Annotated in this window: 19 protein-coding genes; 15 read left to right on the top strand and 4 right to left on the bottom strand. The window is 73.2% G+C overall.

Features of this window, described 5'->3' with window-relative positions; all coding sequences use genetic code 11:
* Positions 1–309 precede the first annotated feature (309 nt).
* Together OF117_RS15950 and argG are read left to right on the top strand one after the other, a co-directional pair.
* The gene (locus OF117_RS15950; RefSeq protein ID WP_263553828.1) at positions 310–1,074 is read left to right on the top strand and encodes a hypothetical protein; all 765 of its coding nucleotides are present in this window, start codon (positions 310–312) and stop codon (positions 1,072–1,074) included.
* Positions 1,075–1,204: 130 nt separating this feature from the next.
* Positions 1,205–2,653, top strand: coding sequence for an argininosuccinate synthase (gene argG, locus OF117_RS15945; RefSeq protein ID WP_263553827.1), 1,449 nt, complete (start codon positions 1,205–1,207; stop codon positions 2,651–2,653).
* Positions 2,654–2,733: 80 nt separating this feature from the next.
* Here argG and OF117_RS15940 read toward each other — a convergent pair whose 3' ends face one another.
* Positions 2,734–3,690 (bottom strand): ribokinase, encoded by a 957-nt coding sequence (locus OF117_RS15940; RefSeq protein WP_263553826.1) that lies wholly within the window; start codon positions 3,688–3,690, stop codon positions 2,734–2,736.
* Positions 3,691–3,785: 95 nt separating this feature from the next.
* Here OF117_RS15940 and OF117_RS15935 point away from each other — a divergent pair, with 95 nt between their 5' ends.
* Positions 3,786–4,880, top strand: coding sequence for a M20 family metallopeptidase (locus OF117_RS15935; protein WP_263553825.1), 1,095 nt, complete (start codon positions 3,786–3,788; stop codon positions 4,878–4,880).
* Positions 4,881–4,907: 27 nt separating this feature from the next.
* On the opposite strand, the gene OF117_RS15930 is transcribed toward OF117_RS15935, so the two are convergent.
* Positions 4,908–5,900, bottom strand: a complete 993-nt coding sequence (locus tag OF117_RS15930) for a LacI family DNA-binding transcriptional regulator (protein WP_263553824.1) — start codon at positions 5,898–5,900, stop codon at positions 4,908–4,910.
* 122 nt (positions 5,901–6,022) lie between these two features.
* Between OF117_RS15930 and OF117_RS15925 the strand changes: the two genes are divergently transcribed.
* The 9 genes from OF117_RS15925 (at position 6,023) to OF117_RS15885 (ending at position 13,968) form a co-directional block, all read left to right on the top strand.
* Positions 6,023–6,859: a BtpA/SgcQ family protein gene (locus OF117_RS15925; protein WP_263553823.1), complete on the top strand. Its 837-nt coding sequence runs from the start codon at positions 6,023–6,025 to the stop codon at positions 6,857–6,859.
* Positions 6,856–7,740: a carbohydrate kinase family protein gene (locus OF117_RS15920; RefSeq protein WP_263553822.1), complete on the top strand. Its 885-nt coding sequence runs from the start codon at positions 6,856–6,858 to the stop codon at positions 7,738–7,740. Before OF117_RS15925 ends, OF117_RS15920 begins: the two co-directional genes overlap by 4 nt.
* A gap of 44 nt (positions 7,741–7,784) precedes the next feature.
* Positions 7,785–8,798 carry a substrate-binding domain-containing protein gene (locus OF117_RS15915; protein WP_263553821.1) on the top strand — a complete coding sequence of 338 codons (1,014 nt, stop codon included), beginning with the start codon at positions 7,785–7,787 and terminating at the stop codon, positions 8,796–8,798.
* A gap of 3 nt (positions 8,799–8,801) precedes the next feature.
* Positions 8,802–9,560 (top strand): ATP-binding cassette domain-containing protein, encoded by a 759-nt coding sequence (locus tag OF117_RS15910; protein ID WP_263553820.1) that lies wholly within the window; start codon positions 8,802–8,804, stop codon positions 9,558–9,560.
* A complete protein-coding gene (locus OF117_RS15905; RefSeq protein ID WP_263553819.1) occupies positions 9,560–10,588 on the top strand; it encodes an ABC transporter permease in 1,029 nt (342 codons plus the stop codon). The genes OF117_RS15910 and OF117_RS15905 overlap by 1 nt, the downstream gene beginning before the upstream one ends.
* Positions 10,585–11,637: a phosphotriesterase gene (locus OF117_RS15900; protein ID WP_263553818.1), complete on the top strand. Its 1,053-nt coding sequence runs from the start codon at positions 10,585–10,587 to the stop codon at positions 11,635–11,637. Before OF117_RS15905 ends, OF117_RS15900 begins: the two co-directional genes overlap by 4 nt.
* Before the next feature lie 5 nt (positions 11,638–11,642).
* A complete protein-coding gene (locus OF117_RS15895) occupies positions 11,643–12,392 on the top strand; it encodes a glutamine amidotransferase (protein WP_263553817.1) in 750 nt (249 codons plus the stop codon).
* Entirely contained in the window at positions 12,389–13,039 is a 651-nt protein-coding gene (locus OF117_RS15890; protein ID WP_263553816.1) for a TenA family protein, read from the top strand. Before OF117_RS15895 ends, OF117_RS15890 begins: the two co-directional genes overlap by 4 nt.
* Before the next feature lie 176 nt (positions 13,040–13,215).
* The gene (locus tag OF117_RS15885; RefSeq protein ID WP_263553830.1) at positions 13,216–13,968 is read left to right on the top strand and encodes a siderophore-interacting protein; all 753 of its coding nucleotides are present in this window, start codon (positions 13,216–13,218) and stop codon (positions 13,966–13,968) included.
* 1 nt (position 13,969) lies between these two features.
* Here OF117_RS15885 and OF117_RS15880 read toward each other — a convergent pair whose 3' ends face one another.
* The gene (locus OF117_RS15880) at positions 13,970–14,470 is read right to left on the bottom strand and encodes a YybH family protein (RefSeq protein ID WP_263553815.1); all 501 of its coding nucleotides are present in this window, start codon (positions 14,468–14,470) and stop codon (positions 13,970–13,972) included.
* A 191-nt stretch (positions 14,471–14,661) separates the two neighbouring features.
* On the opposite strand from OF117_RS15880, the gene OF117_RS15875 reads away from it, so the two are divergent.
* Complete coding sequence (locus tag OF117_RS15875) at positions 14,662–15,735, top strand: endonuclease/exonuclease/phosphatase family protein (protein ID WP_263553814.1); 1,074 nt, start codon at positions 14,662–14,664, stop codon at positions 15,733–15,735.
* 346 nt (positions 15,736–16,081) lie between these two features.
* Positions 16,082–16,396, top strand: coding sequence for a hypothetical protein (locus OF117_RS15870; RefSeq protein WP_263553813.1), 315 nt, complete (start codon positions 16,082–16,084; stop codon positions 16,394–16,396).
* Between the two features lie 43 nt (positions 16,397–16,439).
* Here OF117_RS15870 and OF117_RS15865 read toward each other — a convergent pair whose 3' ends face one another.
* Positions 16,440–17,474: a polysaccharide lyase gene (locus OF117_RS15865; protein ID WP_263553812.1), complete on the bottom strand. Its 1,035-nt coding sequence runs from the start codon at positions 17,472–17,474 to the stop codon at positions 16,440–16,442.
* Between the two features lie 622 nt (positions 17,475–18,096).
* On the opposite strand from OF117_RS15865, the gene OF117_RS15860 reads away from it, so the two are divergent.
* Entirely contained in the window at positions 18,097–19,155 is a 1,059-nt protein-coding gene (locus OF117_RS15860; RefSeq protein ID WP_263553811.1) for a DUF2293 domain-containing protein, read from the top strand.
* Positions 19,156–19,186 lie beyond the last annotated feature (31 nt).

The raw sequence follows: 19,186 nt of genomic DNA, 5'->3' as shown, positions 1-19,186 counted from the left end.
GGCACCTCCCCGACGCATCGAACGTGTGTTCGAGAATAGTCGACGAGGCGGTGCCCGACAAGGCGAATGTGCAGGTCAGGAGGCCTGCACACGCGTGGCGAGGGCGGTGGCGAAGACCAGTGCGAGGGGATGCGGAGGCGGCCGGTCAGGCCGGGCCGGGCGCGCTCGGGCACAGACCGTGCCGTCGCGTCGCACGCTCGCCGGGTCCGGGCGGTGGGGCGCGCGCCGCCGTGTCACGGCTTCACCCGGGCGGGCGAACCAGGCCGTACCGGCGGGCGGGCGCGATGCGTCGTCCCTAGGTTCCGGATCATGACCGTCTCGTCGCGCCGCCACTCCCGCCGCCTCGTCCCCGTCGCGCTCGCGCTGGGCGTGACCACCTGCCTGTCCGCCTGCGCCGAGGGCGCCGGCGCCGCCGACGCCGCGTCCGCCTCGACCCCGGCGACGTCGAGCGCGTCCGAGTCCCCGTCGGAGTCGCCCGAGCCGACCGGGTCCGGCGAGCCGCTCCTCGACGCCCTGCTGCCCGCGGAGGCCTTCGGCCCGGACGCGAACGTGGTCACCGTCAGTGTCGAGGAGCTCGCCACCGCCGCGCCCGGCCAGCTGCCCCCGGGGGCGTCGATCGAGCCGGCGCAGTGCGCGCAGGGCGTCGGCGCGACCCAGGTGGCCCCCGACGACTTCGGCACGATCGTCGCCCAGACGGCCACGACCCCGGCGCACATCACGGTCGAGGTGCTGGCCGAGGGCGGTCAGGCAGCCGGCCAGGCCCCGGCGTTCGACCAGCTGCTTGCCGAGTGCCCGCGGGTGACGGTGACCTCCCCCGACGGCAGCACCGTGACGCTCGAGTTCGCCGCCCTGGAGGTGCCGGCCCTCGGTGACGGCAGCGGTGGTCTGGCCATGACCATCGCCATGAGCGCCCCCGACGGCACCAACCTGACCGTGCCGAGCCTGCTGGCCACGGCGGTCGACGGGGAGCGCGTGGTGTTCCTGCAGCGCACCGGCTCCAACGCCCAGCCGCTGGACCAGAGCGTGTTCACCGACCTCTTCGAGCAGGCCTTCCAGGCCCAGTCCGGGGCCTGACCCGGCCGGGACGGCCCATCCCGCACCCGCGACCCCGGCGCCCACGGTGGCGGGGTCGCAGCCGACGCGCCCGGGCCGGCCGGACCGGCCACTTTGCATGGTCATTCACAGCCGTGCATAATCTAACCCCGTGTCCAAGGTGCTCACGTCCCTTCCGGTCGGCGAACGCGTCGGCATCGCCTTCTCCGGCGGCCTCGACACCTCGGTGGCGGTCGCGTGGATGCGCGACAAGGGCGCGGTGCCGTGCACGTACACGGCCAACCTCGGCCAGTACGACGAGCCCGACATCGACTCGGTGCCCGGGCGCGCGACCGCCTACGGGGCGGAGCTCGCCCGGCTGGTCGACTGCCGGGCGGCGCTCGTCGAGGAGGGGTTGGCCGCGCTGACCTGCGGGGCGTTCCACATCCGGTCGGGTGGCCGCGCCTACTTCAACACCACCCCGCTCGGCCGGGCGGTGACCGGCACCCTGCTGGTACGCGCCATGCTCGAGGACGACGTGCAGATCTGGGGCGACGGCTCCACCTTCAAGGGCAACGACATCGAGCGGTTCTACCGGTACGGGCTGCTGGCCAACCCGTCGCTGCGGATCTACAAGCCGTGGCTGGACGCCGACTTCGTCACCGAGCTCGGCGGCCGCAAGGAGATGTCGGAGTGGCTGGTCGCCCACGGCCTGCCCTACCGCGACAGCACGGAGAAGGCCTACTCCACCGACGCGAACATCTGGGGCGCCACCCACGAGGCCAAGGCGTTGGAGCGCCTGGACGCCGGCATCGAGATCGTCGAGCCGATCATGGGCGTCAGGTTCTGGGACCCCGAGGTCGACATCGCCACCGAGGACGTCACCCTCGGCTTCGAGCAGGGCCGCCCGGTCACGATCAACGGCAAGGAGTTCGCCTCCCCCGTCGACCTGGTGCTGGAGGCCAACGCCATCGGCGGCCGGCACGGGCTGGGCATGTCCGACCAGATCGAGAACCGGGTCATCGAGGCCAAGAGCCGGGGCATCTACGAGGCGCCGGGCATGGCGCTGCTGCACGCGGCCTACGAGCGGTTGGTCAACGCGATCCACAACGAGGACACCCTCGCCACCTACCACAGCGAGGGCCGCCGGCTGGGCCGGCTGCTGTACGAGGGCCGCTGGCTCGACCCGCAGGCGCTGATGCTGCGGGAGTCGCTGCAGCGCTGGGTCGGCACGGCGGTGACCGGCGAGGTGACGCTGCGGCTGCGGCGCGGTGAGGACTACTCGGTGCTCGACACCTCCGGGCCGGCGTTCAGCTACCACCCGGACAAGCTGTCCATGGAGCGGACCGAGGACTCCGCCTTCGGCCCGGTCGACCGCATCGGCCAGCTGACGATGCGCAACCTCGACATCGCCGACTCGCGCGCCAAGCTCGAGCAGTACGCCGCCCTCGGCATGGTCGGCCGCGCGCACCCGACGCTGATCGGCGCCGCGCAGGCCGCCTCGACCGGGCTGATCGGCGCGATGCCCGAGGGCGGGGCCGAGGCGATCGCCTCGCGCGGCCGGGTCGCCGCCGACGACGAGCTGCTCGACCGGGCCGCCATGGAGTTCGGCACCGACTGAGTGGCCGCGCCGGAGTCTCCTCCGGCGACAGGACCCGCTCCGGTGCGGGTCGCCGCGAAGGCCGCGGGCGGCCGGGGATCTCAGGAAGCTCCACCGGCCGACAGCGTGGCCGGCACGTCGGCCCGGTCCACGTAGGCCGCCTGCGCGCCCCGCCGGGTGACCGCCGCGGCGGCGAATGCGACGGCATCCCCGGCGGCCGCGGCGAGGCTCTGCCCCCTGCTCAGGGCGGCGGCCAGCGCCCCGACGAACCCGTCACCGGCTCCGGTGGTGTCGACGGCCCGCACCTGCGGAGCAGGGATGCGTTCGGCGCCCTCCGGAGACGCCAGGGCGACCCCCTGGGGGCCCAGCGTGACGACGGCCGCACGCGCACCGAGGGCGAGCAAGGCCGCCGCCGTGGCCGGCCCGTCCGACGGGTCGCTGTCGCCGATGGACCTGCCGTGCCCGAGGAGCGCCGCCGCTTCCTCCTGGTTGACCACGAGGGGATCGCACACCGCGATGACCTCGGGGGGCACGACGGCCGCCGGTGCAGCGTTGAGGACGAACCGGGCACGACGCCACACGGACGCACGGGCGGCGTGCACGACGACGTCCATAGGGATCTCCAGCTGCGCGACCACGACGTCGCGGTCCGCCCAGTCCCCGGCACTCCGGTCGACGGTGCCCGGATCGAGACGGGCGTTCGCGCCGGCCGCCACGACGATGGAGTTCTCGCCGTCCGGAGTGACGACGATGACCGCGTAGCCGGTCACCGCGTCGACGACGGCGAGGTGGGTGAGATCCACCCCGGCCCGCTCCAACGAGGCCCGCAGCAGGTCGGCGTGTCCGTCCGGCCCCAGGCAGCCCACGAAGGAGACCCGCCCGCCCATCCGGGCCGCGGCGACCGCCTGGTTGGCACCCTTGCCGCCCGGCGTCGTCGTGGACGCGGACGCCAGCACCGTCTCACCCGGTACCGGCCGGTGGTCGACGTCGAGGACAAGGTCGGCGTTGGCCGAACCGATGACGATCACCCGGCCGGGCTCCGCCCCGGTCCCGTCCATCACGCTGCTCCCTCCGGGGATGGGTCGCCCGGTCCGCCGACCCGCTGCACGGTATCCCCGGGGTCATCGCCCGGGATCCGGGGCAGGATCGCGGCATGAGCTCGCTGACCCCTGCGTCGGACGTGGTCGACCTCGTGCGAGACCTGGTCGGGCGGCCGACGGTGTCCGGAGACGCGGCCGCCCAGCGCGAGACCATGGGGCTGGTCACCGAGGTGCTGCGGGACCGGGCACCGCACCTCGAGGTCGTCACGGGGAAGGACCCGGGCCGGCCCTGGTGCCTGGTGCGGACACCGACCGAACCCCGGCGGAAGCGGCTGCTGCTGGCGTGCCACGTCGACACCGTTCCGGTCACCGATCCCGGTACGTGGCGGCGCGACCCGTTCGGCGCCGACGTGGAGGACGGACGGCTGTGGGGCCGCGGCAGCAGCGACATGAAAGCCGGGCTGGGCGCCGGTGCGGCGACGCTGGCCGCGGCGGATCCGGAGGCGCCCGTGGCGCTGCTGATGACCAGCGACGAGGAGACCGGGTCCAAGGGCGCGGCGGCGGCCGCCGCCGACGTGGCCGAGCAGTCCGTGGGTGCGGTGATCGTTCCGGAGGCGACCGGCAACCGCGTCGTGCTGGGGCACAAGGGGGCGCTGTGGCTGACCGTCCGCAGCGCCGGGAGGGCCGCCCACGGCAGCACCCCGGAGCGCGGGCACAACGCGATCCTCGACCTGGTCGCCGTGCTCGCCCGGGCCGGCGGCGCGCTGCCGCTGCGCACCGATCCCTTCCTCGGTACCGAGACGTGGAACTGCGGCGTGGTGGCCGGGGGCACGGTGCCCAACATCGTCCCCGACCGGGCGGAGGCGGTGATCGACCTGCGCTCCGTCGGCGACGGACGCGACCTGCTGGCGTGGTGGGGCGCCCAGCCGGAGGTCGCGGAGGTCCAGGTGGGGGTGGACCTGCCCCCGGTCGTCACCCGGGTCGACGACCCGTGGGTCACCCACCTGCCCGCACCGGTCCAGCGCACGCCGGCCACGTACTTCACCGACGCCTCCGTGCTCCGCCGGGTGGTCGGTGACGCGCCGATCGTGGTCTGGGGACCGGGCACGCCCGCGGCGATGCACGCCGTCGACGAGTACGTGGAGCTGGCCGAGCTGGAGCACGCGGTCGCGCTCTACACGGCGGTCGTCGCCGGATGGCCCCGCTGATCGCGGAGGTCCCGGACGAGGACGGCGTCAGCCGGTGCTGGCGCGGACGACGAGGCTCGGGGGCAGCGCGACACGGGCAGGCTCGCCCGGGACCCGACCCAGTGCCTGCTGCAGGAGCCGTACCGCCTCGGCGGCGATGAGCTCCTGGGGCTGGCGCACCGTGGTCAGCGGCGGAGCCGACAGCGCGGAGAACGGGATGTCGTCGAAGCCGGTCACCAGCACCTCGCCCGGAACCGCGACGCCGGCCTCCGAGCAGGTCTGCAGGACGCCGAGGGCGATCAGGTCGTCGGCGCAGACGACGGCATCCGGCAGCCGCCCCGAGCCCAGCAGCGCCGCGGCCGCCTTCCGCCCCCAGTCGATCGAGTACTCCCCCAGCAACACCGACCCGCGGCCGACGGCGATGCCGAGCCGCTCGGTGTGCCGGCGGAACCCGGCCAGCCGTAGCTCCGTGGAGGAGTTGGTGAGCTGCGAGCTGACGAAGGCCGCCGACCGGACACCGCGCGCGGCCAGGTGCTCCACGACGAGCCCCAGGCCGGCGTCGTCGTCCACGCCGACCCAGTCGGTGGGAACGCCGCGGACGTAGCGGTCGACCTGCACCAGGGGCAGTTCGGCGGCGGCCCAGCCCACCGCCTCCGTGCTATCCGTACCGTGCACCGGGCTGATCACGATGCCATCGACCTGGCGGGCGACCAGGCTGCGCACCCGCTGCGCCTCCAGGTCGGGATCCGAGCGGGACGAGCAGAGGAACAGCTGCCGACCTGCCTGCTGCAACGCGTGCTCCACGCTCTCCACGAGCGAGGTGAAGAACGGGTTGGCGATGCTGGGCACGACCATGCCGACGGTGTCGGTGCGACTGCGACGCAGCGCGCTGGCGATCCCGTTGCCCGAGTAGCCCAGGTCCTCGGCCGCCCGGCGCACCTGCTGGACGACGTCGGGCGACACCCGTCGGGCTCCCGAGAGAGCGCGGGAGACCGTGGCGGTGGAGACCTGGGCGCGGGCGGCCACGTCCCGGATCGTCACCCTCGGCACAGCGCTCCCTTCCGTCGAGGCAACGTGAATGTAATCGATTGCCCTTGACACGCCCAGGCTCCGCACGGCTACGGTCCTCCTCATTCGGCAATCGATTACATGGAGTGCAGCGCATGCCGGTGTTCGGCGTCTTCCCGCCCAAGCCCTCGGCGATCGGCGCGCTGTTCGGCGAGGGCAGCGCACTGATCGGCGCGGTGCACCTGCCGCCGCTGCCGGGCAGCCCCGCCTATCGCGGCCAGCCGGTGACCGAGATCTGCCGCTTCGCCGTCGAGGAGGCGCGGGTCTACGTCGGCAACGGCTTCGACTCCGTGATCGTGGAGAACCACGGCGACCTGCCGTTCCTCAAGCCCGGGCAGCACGGCTACGAGGTCGCCGCGACGATGGGCGTGGTCACCGCCGCCGTCGCGGCCGAGCTGGGTCCGCACGTCGGGGTGAGCGTGCTGTCCAACGCCGGGGAGTGCGCCGTCGCCACCGCCTGGGCGGCCGGTGCGGGCTGGGTGCGGGTCAACCAGTGGGCGAACGCGTACGTGGCCAACGAGGGCATCATCGAGGGTCAGGCGGCCCGCACCACCCGGTACCGGCACGGCATCGGCGCCGATCCGGTCAAGGTCTTCGCCGACGTCCACGTCAAGCACGGTGCGCACGCGATCGTGGCCGACCGCACCCTGGCGGAGCAGACGGAGGACGCGGAGTTCTTCGACGCCGACGTCCTCATCGCCACGGGCTCGCGCACCGGCCACGCCACGTCGGTGGACGAGGTGGTGGGCATCCGTGACCACACCCAGCTGCCGGTGATCATCGGCAGCGGGATCGATCCGAGCAACGTCGGTCCGCTGCTGGCCGAGTGCGACGGGGCCATCGTCGCCTCCGCGGCCAAGGTGAACGGCCGCTGGTGGGGACGGGTCGCCCCGGAGAAGGTGCGTGCGGTCGCGCGGGCGGCAGGCCGGTGATCGTCTTCTGCGGCTACGCCAATCTCGACGTGGTCGCGCGGGTGCCTGCCCTGCCTCGGCCGGACGAGCGGATCCACGCGACCGAGGTCGTGCACCTGTCCGGTGGCATGGCGGCCAACGCGGCGGTGGCCGCCGCCCGTGCGGGGGCCTCCGTCGCGTTCGCCGGGGTCCTGGGTGACGACCCGGTGTCCCGGCGGTTCCTCGACGAGCTGGACGACGAGGGCATCGACAGCGCGTGGACCGACCGCGCCGCCTTCCTGTCGACGGCCGTCGTCCTCGTCGATGCCGACGGACGGCGCGCGGTGATCAGCCAGGACGACGCGCTCGGCCCGCCGCACGTCACCGCCGTCGCCGAGCGGCTCGCCGGTGCCGGTGGCGGCCTCCTCTACCTCGACGGCTACCGCGCGGCCCAGGTCGGTGCCGCAGCGCGGCCGGGCGTGACCGTGGCGATCGACCTCGACGGCTGCGACGATCGCGACCAGGCCCTGGCCGCCGTCCGGCGCGCGGGCCACGTCGTGGTCGGGCGGCGGCGGCTGGAGGAGCTGCTGGGCATCCCCGCGGCGGAGTGGGCACTGCTGGCGCGTGCGTCGGCGACCCGCCTGCTGGTCACCGACGGCGCCCGCGGCTGGGCGCTGCACGAACCGGACGGCTCGGTGGTCACCGGGGCGGCACTGCCGGTCCGGGTGGTCGACGACACGGGCGCGGGGGACTGCTTCACCGGCACCTACCTGGCCGGGGTCGACGCCGGGCTGCCGCCGCAGGCGGCGGCCGGCCGCGCCGGGGTCGCCGCCAGCCTGTCCTGCACCGTGCCCGGAGCCCGCGGCGCGCCCCGCCCGGCCGAGGTCGACGCCGCGCTGGCGCCTCTGCCGATCCCGTCCTGACCGCCCCTCGACCGCACCACGGCCCACCCCACCTGGAGGACGCAATGAGACGCACCCTCGCCCTCGCCGCCGGCGCCGGCCTGCTCCTGCTGAGCGCCTGCGACACGGGCTCCCCCGCCGATCAGGGCGCCGCCCCAGGAGGCGACGGCGGCGGCACGAGCTCGCTGCCGGAGCCCAGTCTCCAGCCGACGGCGTGCGAGAACACCGGCGAGTTCCGCATCGGTCTGGTGACGATCAACCTCCAGGCGCTGTTCTTCAACCAGGTCAACGAGGGCGCGCAGGCGATGGCCGACGAGTACGGCGTGGACCTGCAGATCGTCAGCGGCGAGAACGACTCGGTCACCCAGGCCAACGCGATCAACACCCTGGTCGCCGACGGCGCGGACGCCATCATCGTGGCAGCCATCGACACCGAGGGCATCAAGCCGTCCATCCGGGCCGCCGACGCCGCGGGTGTTCCCGTGGTCGCCGTCGACGCGATCGTCGAGGACCCGGCCGTCAGTGCCCAGGTCGGCACGGCCAACGCCGAGGCCGGTGCGCAGATCGGCGAACTGCTGCTGGAGGAGTCCGGTGGCTCGGGCGAGGTCGGTGTCGTCGGAGCGCTCAACAGCACCATCCAGCTGGAACGTCAGCGCGGCTTCGAGGAAGCGGTGACCGCCGGCGGCATGACCATCGGCACCGTCGTCGACGGTCGCAACATCCAGGAGAACGCGCAGGCCGCGGCGGAGAACCTGCTCACCGGCAACCCCGACCTGGAGTACGTCTACGCCACCGGGGAGCCGGCGCTCATCGGCCTGGCCGCCGCGGTGCGCAGCCAGGGCGCGCAGGACCGGGTCACCGTCGTCGGCTGGGACCTCGCCGAGCCCGTGGTCGACGGCCTGGAGCAGGGCTGGATCGCCGGGGTCGTGCAGCAGAACACCTACGAGTTCGGCTACCAGTCGATGGCGGCGGCCATCGACCTGGCCTGCGGCAACCCCGTGCAGGAGGAGTACCCGGTCGAGACGCAGATCGTCACGCCGGAGAACTACGAGGACTACCTCTACTACTTGGAGGGCTGAGCCATGGCTGACGAGACCGGGGACCTCCTCGTCGAGCTCACGGGGATCACCAAGTCCTACGGACCGGTGCAGTCGCTCCGGGGCGTCGACCTGACCCTGCGGCGCGGGGAGGTCCTCGGACTCGTCGGCGACAACGGCGCCGGCAAGTCCACGCTGATGAAGGTGCTGGCCGGCGCCGTCCAGCACGACGACGGGCAGATCCGGGTGCACGGCCGCCCGGTCCGCTTCGCCAGCCCCTCGGACGCCCAGGCCGAGAGGATCGGCATCGTCTACCAGGACCTGGCCCTGTGCGACACCCTCGACGTGGCCAGCAACCTGTTCCTCGGTCGGGAGCCGCACCGGGGACCCTTCGTGGACAAGCGGCGGATGCACGAGCAGGCGGCTCGCATCCTGGCCGACCTGCACGTCAAGGTCTCCTCCACGCACCAGGAGATCGGGACGCTATCCGGCGGCCAGCGCCAGACCGTGGCCATCGCGCGCGCGGTCTCCTTCGACCCGGACGTGCTCATCCTGGACGAGCCGACCGCCGCCCTGGCCGTCGCGGAGGTCGAGTCGGTGCTCCGGCTGATCACCGACGTCGCGGCGCGGGGCGTCGGGGTCATCCTCGTCACCCACCGGTTGCAGGACCTCTTCCGCGTCTGCGACCGGATCACCGTCATGTACGAGGGCGAGAGCGTCGACGACGTCCCGATCGGCGAGCTGGACATCGAGAAGCTCGTCGCGCTGATCACCCGCGCCGAGCCCCAGGAGGAGGTGGCCTGATGACCGTTCTCACCCAGACAGGTGCTTCCGACGTCGACCGCCGGCTCGCCCGGCGGCTGTCGTGGTGGCAGCGGGCGAACAAGGCCACGGTGGTCATGGCGGCGGTGACCCTGGCCGTCTTCCTCGTCTTCGCCGTGGCCTCGAGCACCTTCCTGACCTTCGGGAACCTCTCCAACCTGGCGACCCAGGTGGCCCCGGTGCTCATCGTCGCCGTGGCCATGACGTTCGTGATCACGGCCGGGCAGATCGACCTCTCGGTGGGCTCGACGATCGCCTTCGTCTCGGCCGTCTGCGCCCAGCTGCTCCTCGCCGGGTGGGACTCCTCGCTGGTCCTGCTCGCCGGGGTGCTCCTGGGCGCGGGCTGGGGCCTCGTCAACGGCTGGTTCACCGCATATGCCGGCATCCCCGCGTTCATCGTCACCCTCGCCACGCTCTCGGTCATCCGAGGCATCGCGCTGCTCACCACCGAGGGCTTCTCGGTGCCGATCGACTCCAGCACCTTCTTCGCCGAGCTCGGCAGCGCTCGGTGGCTCGGCTTCTCCAGCAGTGCCTGGATCGCCCTCCTGGTGGTCGTGGTGGGCCTGATCACCCTGCACCGGACCCGCTTCGGGCAGTACGTCATCGGCATCGGCTCGGCCGAGGAGTCGGTCCGCCGGGCCGGCGTCAACGTCCGTCGCGTGAAAATGGCCGCGCTGATGCTCTCCGGTCTGGCCGCCGGGATCGCCGGCATCCTGGTGGCCGCCAGGCTGGGATCGGGCTCGGCGAACTCGGCCCAGGGCTTCGAGCTCACCGTGATCGCCGCGGTCGTCCTGGGTGGCACCAACCTGTTCGGCGGGCGGGGCACCGTGGTGGGCACGCTGATCGGTGCGGTGCTCATCACCGTGATCGCCAACGGGCTCACCCTCATCGGCGTCAGCCCGTTCCTGACCCCCATCATCACCGGGGCGGTGCTCCTGGTGGTCATCTGGGTCAACCTGCGCAGCACGGGTGTCGTCCACGCCCTGCGGAAGCTGACCGGCCGCTCGTGACCGCCGTCCGCACGGTGCTCGGTGACGTGGACGCGGCCGAGCTCGGGCTGGTCCTGCCGCACGAGCACCTGGCCAACGACAACGCCACCGCCGTCCGGACGGCGGACGACCCCTGGGTCGCCGCCCGGCTGGACGCGCCGGTCACCGCCGAACTCGCCTGGCTGCTGGCCGACCACCCGTACGAGAGCGCGGACAACTGCCGCCTGGACGACGACGACGCCATGGCCGCCGACCTGCAGACCTTCGCCGCGGCCGGGGGCCGGACGGTGGTCGACCTGACCCCGGCGGGCCTCGGCCGCGCCCCCGAACGGCTGGTCGCCCTCTCCCGCGCCACCGGCGTGCAGGTGGTGATGGGCTCCGGCTGGTACCTGCAGGCGACCCATCCCCCGCACCTGGCCACCACCGGGATCGACGACCTCGCCGCCGAGCTGGCCGCGGAGTTCGACCCGGAGCGGGAGCTGCGCCCCGGCGTCATCGGCGAGATCGGGGTCTCCCCCGCCTTCACCGACGACGAACGGCACGCGCTGCGCGCCGCCTGCCGGGCTCAGCGGCAGGTACGGGTACCGCTGTTCGTGCACCTGCCCGGGTGGCAGCGCCGTGCCCACGAGGTGCTGGACGTCGTCCTCGACCAGGAGGGGGTGGACCCCGGCGCCGTCGTCCTCTGCCACATGGACCCCTCCGGCGCCGACCGGTCCTACCAGCGGTCGGCCGCCGAGCGGGGGGTGACGTTGGAGTTCGACATGATCGGCATGCCCTTCCACTTCCCCGGTGAGGGCCAGTCCCCCGCACCGGCGGAGACCGCCGAGGCGGTGACCGCCCTCGTCGAGGCCGGGCACGGTGACCGGCTGCTGATCTCCCACGACCTGTTCCTCAAGGCCATGCTGGCCCGCTTCGGCGGCAACGGCCTGGCCTACGTCCCCGTCGTGTTCGCCGACCGGCTGCGTCGCGGCGGCCTCGACCCCGCGCTCGTGCACTCCCTGATGACCGACAACCCCCGCCACCTGTTCCAGCGCGCGGCTGGCCCGCAGCACGAACCGGAAGGACGCTGACCCCGATGGCCCGGATCCTGATCGCCGGCGAGAGCTGGATGACCACGTCCACGCACGTGAAGGGCGTCGACGAGTTCAGCGTCCACTCCTACGTGGAGGGCGTCGGCCCGCTGCGGGACGCGCTGACCGGCCGCGGGCACGAGGTCGTGCACCTGCCGGCCCACCTGGTGCCCACGCAGTTCCCCGGGGACGCCGAGGCCCTCGCGGCCTACGACCTCGTGGTGCTCTCCGACATCGGGGCCAACTCCATCCAACTGGCACCCGGCGTCTTCGAGCACTCGGTGCCCGGCCAGGACCGCCTGCGTGCGCTGGCCGACTGGGTGACCGCCGGCGGTGCGCTGCTGATGATCGGCGGCTATCTGTCCTTCAGCGGCTTCCAGGCCCGCGCCGCGTTCCGGCAGACGGCGATCGCCGAGATCCTGCCGGTCGGGATGCTCACCGAGGACGACCGGGTCGAGTGCCCGGCCGGCGTCCGCCCGGCCGTCGTCGAGGCCGACCATCCCGCACTCGGCGGCACCGAGGGTGAATGGCCCCTGCTGCTGGGCTACAACCGGGTGGTGCCCCGTGAGGGTGCCCGGGTCCTGGCGCGCGTCGGGGAGGACCCGCTGATCGCCGTGGGCGAGCACGGCCGCGGCCGGACGGCGGCGTTCACCTCCGACTGCTCCCCGCACTGGGCCCCGCCGGCCTTCTGCGAGGAGTGGCCCGGCTACGCCCAGCTCTTCGACGGGATGGTCCGCTGGCTGGTCCGGGCGTGACCGGTCGCGCGGCCGCGCTGGTCGCCCGCCAGGGCGCCGTCCTGGACGAGGCGTGCAGCTGCCGGTTCGTCCGCGAGGCCACCGACGGCACGCTCTCGGACGGCGACTTCGCCCGCTACCTGCTCGTCGAGGAAGCCTTCGTGCTGACCGCCGCGCGGGTGCTGGGCCGGGTGGTCTGGGAGTCACCCACCTGGGCGAGCCTGCTGCCGCACGCCGCGTCGCTCGACAACCTGGTCACCGACCAGCGCGAGTACTTCGCCGGCCTGCGAGACCGTTGGCCGCTGGCGGACGAGGACGCCGCCCGCACCGCCGAACGCGCCACGGTCCTCTCCGACGTCGTGCTGGCGCAGGTCGCCACCGGTGGCCGGCCGGCGGCGGTGACCGGGATGCTGGCCGCGGAGACGATGTACGCCCGCTGGTGCACCACCGCAGCCGGGGTTCCTCCGGACGTCGCCTCGCGGCGGCACCCGGACCTGCAGGCGTGGATCGACCTGCACACGGGGCACGCCTTCCTCGCCCAGGTGGCGGCGCTGCGCGACGACGTCGACGCCGTGGATCCGGCCGACGTCCGCGACGAGGACCTCGATCGCTGGTTCGGCTCAGTGCTCCGCGCCGAGGTCGCCTTCCACGACGCGGTGCACGGCTGACTCGACGGCCACAGTCCGGGAGCGGGGACCGCGTCGGCGTAGCCGGTCTCCTTCGGCCGGTTCCCATGAGCGCCGGCCGCCGACACGTCGACGAATAAGGTTAGGCTCACCTCGCAGAGCGGTGTAGTCGCGCACGACGCCGCTCCAGGACCGATGGGAGAGCGCGCGTGGCGGAGATGGTGGGCCGGGTCGAGCGGACCGAGTGGCTGACGCCGCACATGGTGCGCGTCGTGCTGGGCGGCGAGGGGCTGACCGGCTTCGCCGGGCCGGAGCACACCGACGCCTACGTCAAGCTGACCTTCCCCGGCCGGGACGGCCCGATCCCCCGGCGGTACAGCGTGCGGCGGTGGGACGCCGGCAGCTGCCGGCTGACCGTCGACTTCGTCGTGCACGGCTCGGACGGCGTCGCGGGCCCGTGGGCGGCCCGGGCGTGCGCCGGTGACCTCGTCGGTGTCGCCGGACCCGGCGGGGCCTTCCGCCCGGACCCGGACGCCGACTGGCACCTGATGGTGGGTGACGAGTCGGCGCTGCCGGCCATCGCCGCCTCCCTCGAGCAGGTGCCGCCCGGCGCGCTGACCGTCGTCCGCCTGGTCTGCGACGGACCGGACTGCGAGGTACCGCTGGAGACGCCCGGAGCGCTCGACCTCGTCTGGCTGCACCGCCGCGGCGCGACCGACCCGGAGGCGCTGCTGCTGGACGCCGTCCGCCAGCTGGCCTTTCCGCGGGGCTCGGTCTCGGCGTTCGTGCACGGCGAGGCCGGCGAGGTGCGCGCCGTGCGCCGGCACCTGCTCGGCGAGCGCGGGATGGATCGCTCGGCGCTGTCGGTGTCCGGCTACTGGCGGCGGCACATGACCGACGAGTCCTGGCGCCAGGTCAAGCGCGCGTGGAACGCCGACCAGGAGGCCGACGTGGTCGCCGCGGCCCGCTGACTCACCCAGCCCACGCCCACGCCCGCCGGGGAGCTCCCGCGCCCGGGGGTGCGCCCGCTCGCCGTTCCGGGTCCTCCTCGGGGAGCTCCGGCCGGTCGCCGTGGTCGGGCAGCTGGTCACCGTGGCGGTGCACGATCCGCCATTCGCCGTCCTCGCGGCGGTAGACGTGCGTGACCCGCAGCGTGTAGGGCGCGGCCGGTCGGCCCTCCACGGACGCCGTCGTGTGCTCGTAGGCGACCGTGTAGGCGAGGTCGCCGCTCGCCCCGGCAGCGATCAGCTCCACCTCGTACGACGCGCAATTGGCAAAGCGGGACGCCAGCCGGTGGAAGGTGTCCCGGACCTCGTCCCACCCGTTGCTCGACACCTGGGAGCCGAAGAGGGTCACCGGTTCCCGGTGCGACCACAGCTGCGATCTCGGGCCCGGGTCCCCGTTGTGGATCGCGATCTCGGCCTCGACCTGGCGCGGCATCGTCGAGGCCAGGAAGTCCTCCACCTCACTCACGACCGTGCCACCTCCGATGCGGCGGATCATGCCGCACCCGGGCGACGGCGCACAGGGACCGAAGGCCACGGGAGGGCCGGCAGTCAGCGCCGCCCCACCACAGACGTCGGACGCGCCCATGATGGAGCGCAGGCGGGAGCGACCAGGAGGCCGACCTGAACCACCAGCTCGCACGCTCGCCGCTGCGCCGGTTGCTGCCGGCCGTCGTCGTCGCGGTCCTCGCCACGGTGGTCCCGTCGTGCGGCGGCGAGGCGGACGGAGCCGGCAGCCCGCAGATCACGGTGATGACCCGGAACCTGTACGTGGGCGCCCGCCTGGACGACACCATCGGGGTCTCGTCGCTGCCGGAGCTCGTGGCAGCGACGAGCCGCGAGTGGTCCACCGTGCTGGCCAACGACTTCCCGACCAGGGCGGGCGCGCTGGCCGACGAGATCGCGCGCGCCCGTCCGGACGTCGTCGGCCTGCAGGAAGTCACGCTGTGGCGCGACCAGTCGCCCAGCGACCTCCGCACGCACCCCGGTCCGAACGCCACCCGCGTGGTGCTCGACCTGCTCGCCGTCCTCCAGCGCGAGTTGAGCGAACGCGGGACCCCGTACACCGCCGTGGCCACATCGACGAACGAGGACACCGAGACCGCCCGGCGCGGCGCCGGCGGTGACCTCGTCGACCTGCGGGTCACCGACCGCGACGTGATCCTGGTGCGCGCCGACCAGGTGGAGAAGGCCAGCAATCCGCGGCACGACCACTACGCCGCGCAGCGCGTCCTGCCGTCCTGGCCCGGCCCGATCCGCCCGACGCGCGGCTGGACCTCGATCGACTACCGGCCCGACGCCCGGACGACGGTGCGGATCGTCAACACGCACCTCGAGATCGGCGGCCCGGACGCGGGGCCCGTCCAGGAGGAGCAGGGCGACGAGGTCCTGGCGCTCATCGCCGCGAGCCCCCACCCCGTGATCGCGCTGGGCGACTTCAACTCGGCCGCCGACGGCTCGACCACGGACACGTACGACAACCTCACCCGGGTGCTCCACGACGCGTGGACGTCGGCCCGACCGTCCGACGCAGGGCCGACGTGCTGCCAGGCCGAGCTCCTCGACGACCCGGCCGGGCGGGCGGAGGTCCGGATCGACCTGGTGCTCACCTCCGAGGACTGGCCGGCCGCCGGCGTGGAACGCACCGGCACCGAGCCGTTCCGGGCGGCGCCGGCGCCGCTGTGGGCGTCGGACCACTTCGGCGTGACCGCACGGATCACGATCCCGCGCTGACGGTCATCGACGCCGAGACTCCGGACGACGCCGCGGGACCAGCCGTTGACAGCGCCGCCAGGCGGATGACCATGGCCGTACGTCGAGTGCGTCGACGGGAGGGTCAGCCGTGCGCAGCCGAGCGGGAGCCCCGCGGTCCGCCGTCCTCCTCGTCCTGGGCGGCGTGGTGCTCGCGAGCTGCGGCGGGGAACCGACAGGAACCGCGGAACCGGCGACCTCGGCCCCGTCCACGCCGGCGGTCGCGTCGGAGTCACCCTCCCCGGCGTCGACCACTCCCCCGAGCGAGCCGAGTGAGCCGACCGAGCCCGGCCGGACCATCACCACGGCCGGCAGCGAGTTCGGGGTCATGCTCTTCGACGACGCGCAGCAGGCCATCTACCTGTTCGACAGCGAGACGACGAGCACCCCGGCGTGCTACGGCGAGTGCGCCGCCGCCTGGCCTCCCGTGCTCACGACCGGGCCCCCGCAGGCGACCGGCGAGGCACGGCCGGAGCTGCTCGGCACCACGCCGCGGGACGACGGCTCGCTGCAGGTGACCTATGCCGGGCATCCGCTCTACTACTACGCCCACGAGGGCCCGGGGCAGGTGCTCTGCCACGACGTCCGGGACTTCGGCGGCACCTGGCTCGTGGTGACTCCCGCCGGCACCGCGGCCCCGTGATCGCGTGGGAGGGCCGTGGTGACGGAGGAGCTTGCGGAAGGGCTCAGGGGGCGGTGATGCGGAAGCGGTCGGCCAACATCACTGCCGTCGGCTTCGGGCCCTTGCCGTCGCGGTAGAGACCCATCTTGAGGTAGTCGTACTTGCTGTTCATGGTCGCCCGGGGGTGCCGGGGGACGGTGAGGACGCCGTTGCGGTACACCTCGACCCAGCCCACTGCCTCGTCCGGGCTGAACTTGGCGCGGACCACGTAGTCGACCCATTGGCCACGTGCGATGTCCCCGATCACCATGGACGGGCCCGGGGGGAAGTGGCTGCTCAGGACCAGCTGCCCGTCGCCGATGACCTCGATCCCCATCGGCGGCGGCAGGTCGTTCGCCCCGTGCCACTGCATGACCATGAAGTAGTTGTCGTTCTCGACGGGGAACGACGGGTCGAACATCAGGCTGAACTCGTACCAGCGCTCCTCGCCCTCACGGACGGTGCCGTCCTTGTACCGGGCCACCTCGGTGCGCTCGCCACCGCCCCACGACGGGTTGTCCCCCTCGCGGAGCTCGAAGCGCGCGGCGTACTGCCCCTGACGGGCGCCGCTGTCGACGATCTGCATGCCGTAGAAATCCGCCGGCATGTCCTTGCACAACCCGCTGAACACACGGTGCTGGCACTGGGACCACTGGCCGAAGTTGCCGGTCTCGAAGTCACCCGTGAAGACCAGACGGCGGCCGGGCGCGCTGGAATCGACACCGCAATGCTCCAGCAGATGAGACTTCATCCGGATGAACGCGGCGGTGATCCCGTCCGTGAGCTGCTCAGCGGCTGCCGCCTGCGACGGGTCCCGGGAATTGATGGAGGCCCAGGTCTGCGAGAGCTCGTCCAGTTCCTCGGTGAGGACCGACCAATCCGGGGCGATCTCCGCGGGAGGCTCGATGTCCCGGGTCTCGGCGGCCACCTGCCGAAAAACATTCTCGCGGAAATCCGGGTCGACCGACGTCGACGCGCTGTCGAATCGCGTGATGAGCGCCTGCACCCCGGTGCAGAAGTCACGTGAATCGGTGTGCTGGGAGGCGCCGGAGACGGTCACCGGGGAACTCGAGGAGGGAGAGTGCGACTCATCGGGCGCCCCGCAGGCAGTGATGAGGACGGACACGGCTGCGGCCAGCCCGGTCCGGCGCAGTCTTGAGCCTCGAGTCATGCGCCGGACGATAAATTGCACCGCGCGATGACACGTAGCCATTCACCCCGAGGAAGGGTGATCTCTCACCCGACCGAGTAGGGTCCGGCCGGCATCGGCGCCGTCGACGCCCCGGACCGGCTCTCGCCCCCTCGAGTGACCCGGCCAGGCGGAAACCTCGATTCATGAAATCAACCCACTTCCTGTCGACGACAAGAAAGGGCACCGCCAGCAACGGCCGGAAGTGGATCTCAGCAATGCCGGGTGCTTGGAATCACGACGGTGGACTCGCCCGCGCCGACACCGCACTCCTCGCGGACGCGGCAGCGCTCGCCGCGGAGCATGGCCTCTCGGTCCACGACGCTGCCTGCGTCTGCCGGCTCGGGCATCCGGTGGGCGAACTCGTGAGCTGCGACGTACGCGACCTGGTGCCGCGCGGACCCAGCCGCCCCCCGCGACGCCGGTGCCGCCCGACCGGATCCTCAACGGGTCAGGCGTATCGCCGGGCCGCCGGGCCCGGTAGAACCCCGTCGTGGGGAGCAGTTCATCGATCGAGCAGCGGGTCGCCCGGGCGGCCGAGGTCGCGTTGCAGGAGCAGGGGCACGTATCGACGGTCGAGGTGCTCGTGGGCATGGGTTGGCTGCAGCCGGTGCACCGTGACCGCTGGCGGCAGGGGCGGGTGCCCTACCTCGAGCTGGTGGTGCAGGCCGGCTCGGGCAAGGTCTCGACGGTGATGCTGGCATTGCAACGCTGGGCCCGCGAGGAGGGGCTGCAACCGAGCGAAGCCGCCTACGTCGCCCGGACCCACGATCACAGGAGCCTGCAGTTCACCGCCGGCGGCGATCCGTCCACCGAGGTGGCGTACCGCACGCACTGGATCTCCCCGGCACTGTCCGAGGCCGAGCGCGCCCGCCTCGTCGAGCGGAGCAGTCGAGCGCCGGACCTCGTCGTCGTCTCACCGCTGGCGGACTGGACGTGCGCGAGATGCGGCGGCACCGGGGACCTGCTGCTGATGGAGGACGACGCGCCGCTGTGCCTGGTCTGCGCCGACCTCGACCATCTGAGCTACCTGCCCGCCGGTGACGCCACCCTGACCAGGAGGGCGAAGAAGGTCAGCCGCCTGGCGGCGGTCGTGGTGCGCTTCAGTCGCTCCCGCCGGCGCTACGAGCGCCAGGGGATCCTCGTCGAGGAGGAGGCACTCCTGGCGGCCGAGGCGTCGTCCTCGGCCGACGCGGAGGCACGCAACCGCCGCCGCGCCCGGGATGCGGAGCGGCGGCGTGACGCCGACGTCCAGCTCGTCGAGCGGCTGACCGCGGAGATCGGGCGCCTGTTCCCCGGGTGCCCGCCGGAGCGCGGCGCCGCGATCGCCGCCCACACCGCGGCGCGGGGCAGCGGTCGGATCGGCCGAACCGCGGCCGGCCAGCGCCTCGACGAGCACGCGGTCGAGCTGGCAGTCGTGGCCTCGGTCCGCCACCGTGACACCGACTACGACGCCCTGCTCATGGCCGGCGTGCCGCGCGAGGAGGCACGTGCGCGGGTGCGCGGGGACGTGGACGTCGTCCTCGACAACTGGCGCTCGGGCCGACGGTGAGCAGGGCACGGGCACGCCACCTGGCGCATCC

Origin of the sequence: Geodermatophilus sp. YIM 151500 (genome assembly GCF_025716945.1) — a bacterium.
Lineage (GTDB): Bacteria > Actinomycetota > Actinomycetes > Mycobacteriales > Geodermatophilaceae > YIM-151500.
This window is presented reverse-complemented; position numbering and strand designations above follow the sequence as displayed.

Excerpts from the sequence above, each read along its gene's own strand:
- OF117_RS15870 (WP_263553813.1), top strand. The coding sequence starts at position 16,082 with ATGCTCTTCGACGACGCGCAGCAGGCCATCTACCTGTTCGACAGCGAG.
- OF117_RS15910 (WP_263553820.1), top strand. The coding sequence starts at position 8,802 with ATGGCTGACGAGACCGGGGACCTCCTCGTCGAGCTCACGGGGATCACC.
- OF117_RS15950 (WP_263553828.1), top strand. The coding sequence starts at position 310 with ATGACCGTCTCGTCGCGCCGCCACTCCCGCCGCCTCGTCCCCGTCGCG.
- OF117_RS15925 (WP_263553823.1), top strand. The coding sequence starts at position 6,023 with ATGCCGGTGTTCGGCGTCTTCCCGCCCAAGCCCTCGGCGATCGGCGCG.
- OF117_RS15905 (WP_263553819.1), top strand. The coding sequence starts at position 9,560 with ATGACCGTTCTCACCCAGACAGGTGCTTCCGACGTCGACCGCCGGCTC.
- OF117_RS15895 (WP_263553817.1), top strand. The coding sequence starts at position 11,643 with ATGGCCCGGATCCTGATCGCCGGCGAGAGCTGGATGACCACGTCCACG.
- OF117_RS15940 (WP_263553826.1), bottom strand. The coding sequence starts at position 3,690 with ATGGACGGGACCGGGGCGGAGCCCGGCCGGGTGATCGTCATCGGTTCG.
- OF117_RS15885 (WP_263553830.1), top strand. The coding sequence starts at position 13,216 with ATGGTGGGCCGGGTCGAGCGGACCGAGTGGCTGACGCCGCACATGGTG.
- OF117_RS15915 (WP_263553821.1), top strand. The coding sequence starts at position 7,785 with ATGAGACGCACCCTCGCCCTCGCCGCCGGCGCCGGCCTGCTCCTGCTG.
- OF117_RS15935 (WP_263553825.1), top strand. The coding sequence starts at position 3,786 with ATGAGCTCGCTGACCCCTGCGTCGGACGTGGTCGACCTCGTGCGAGAC.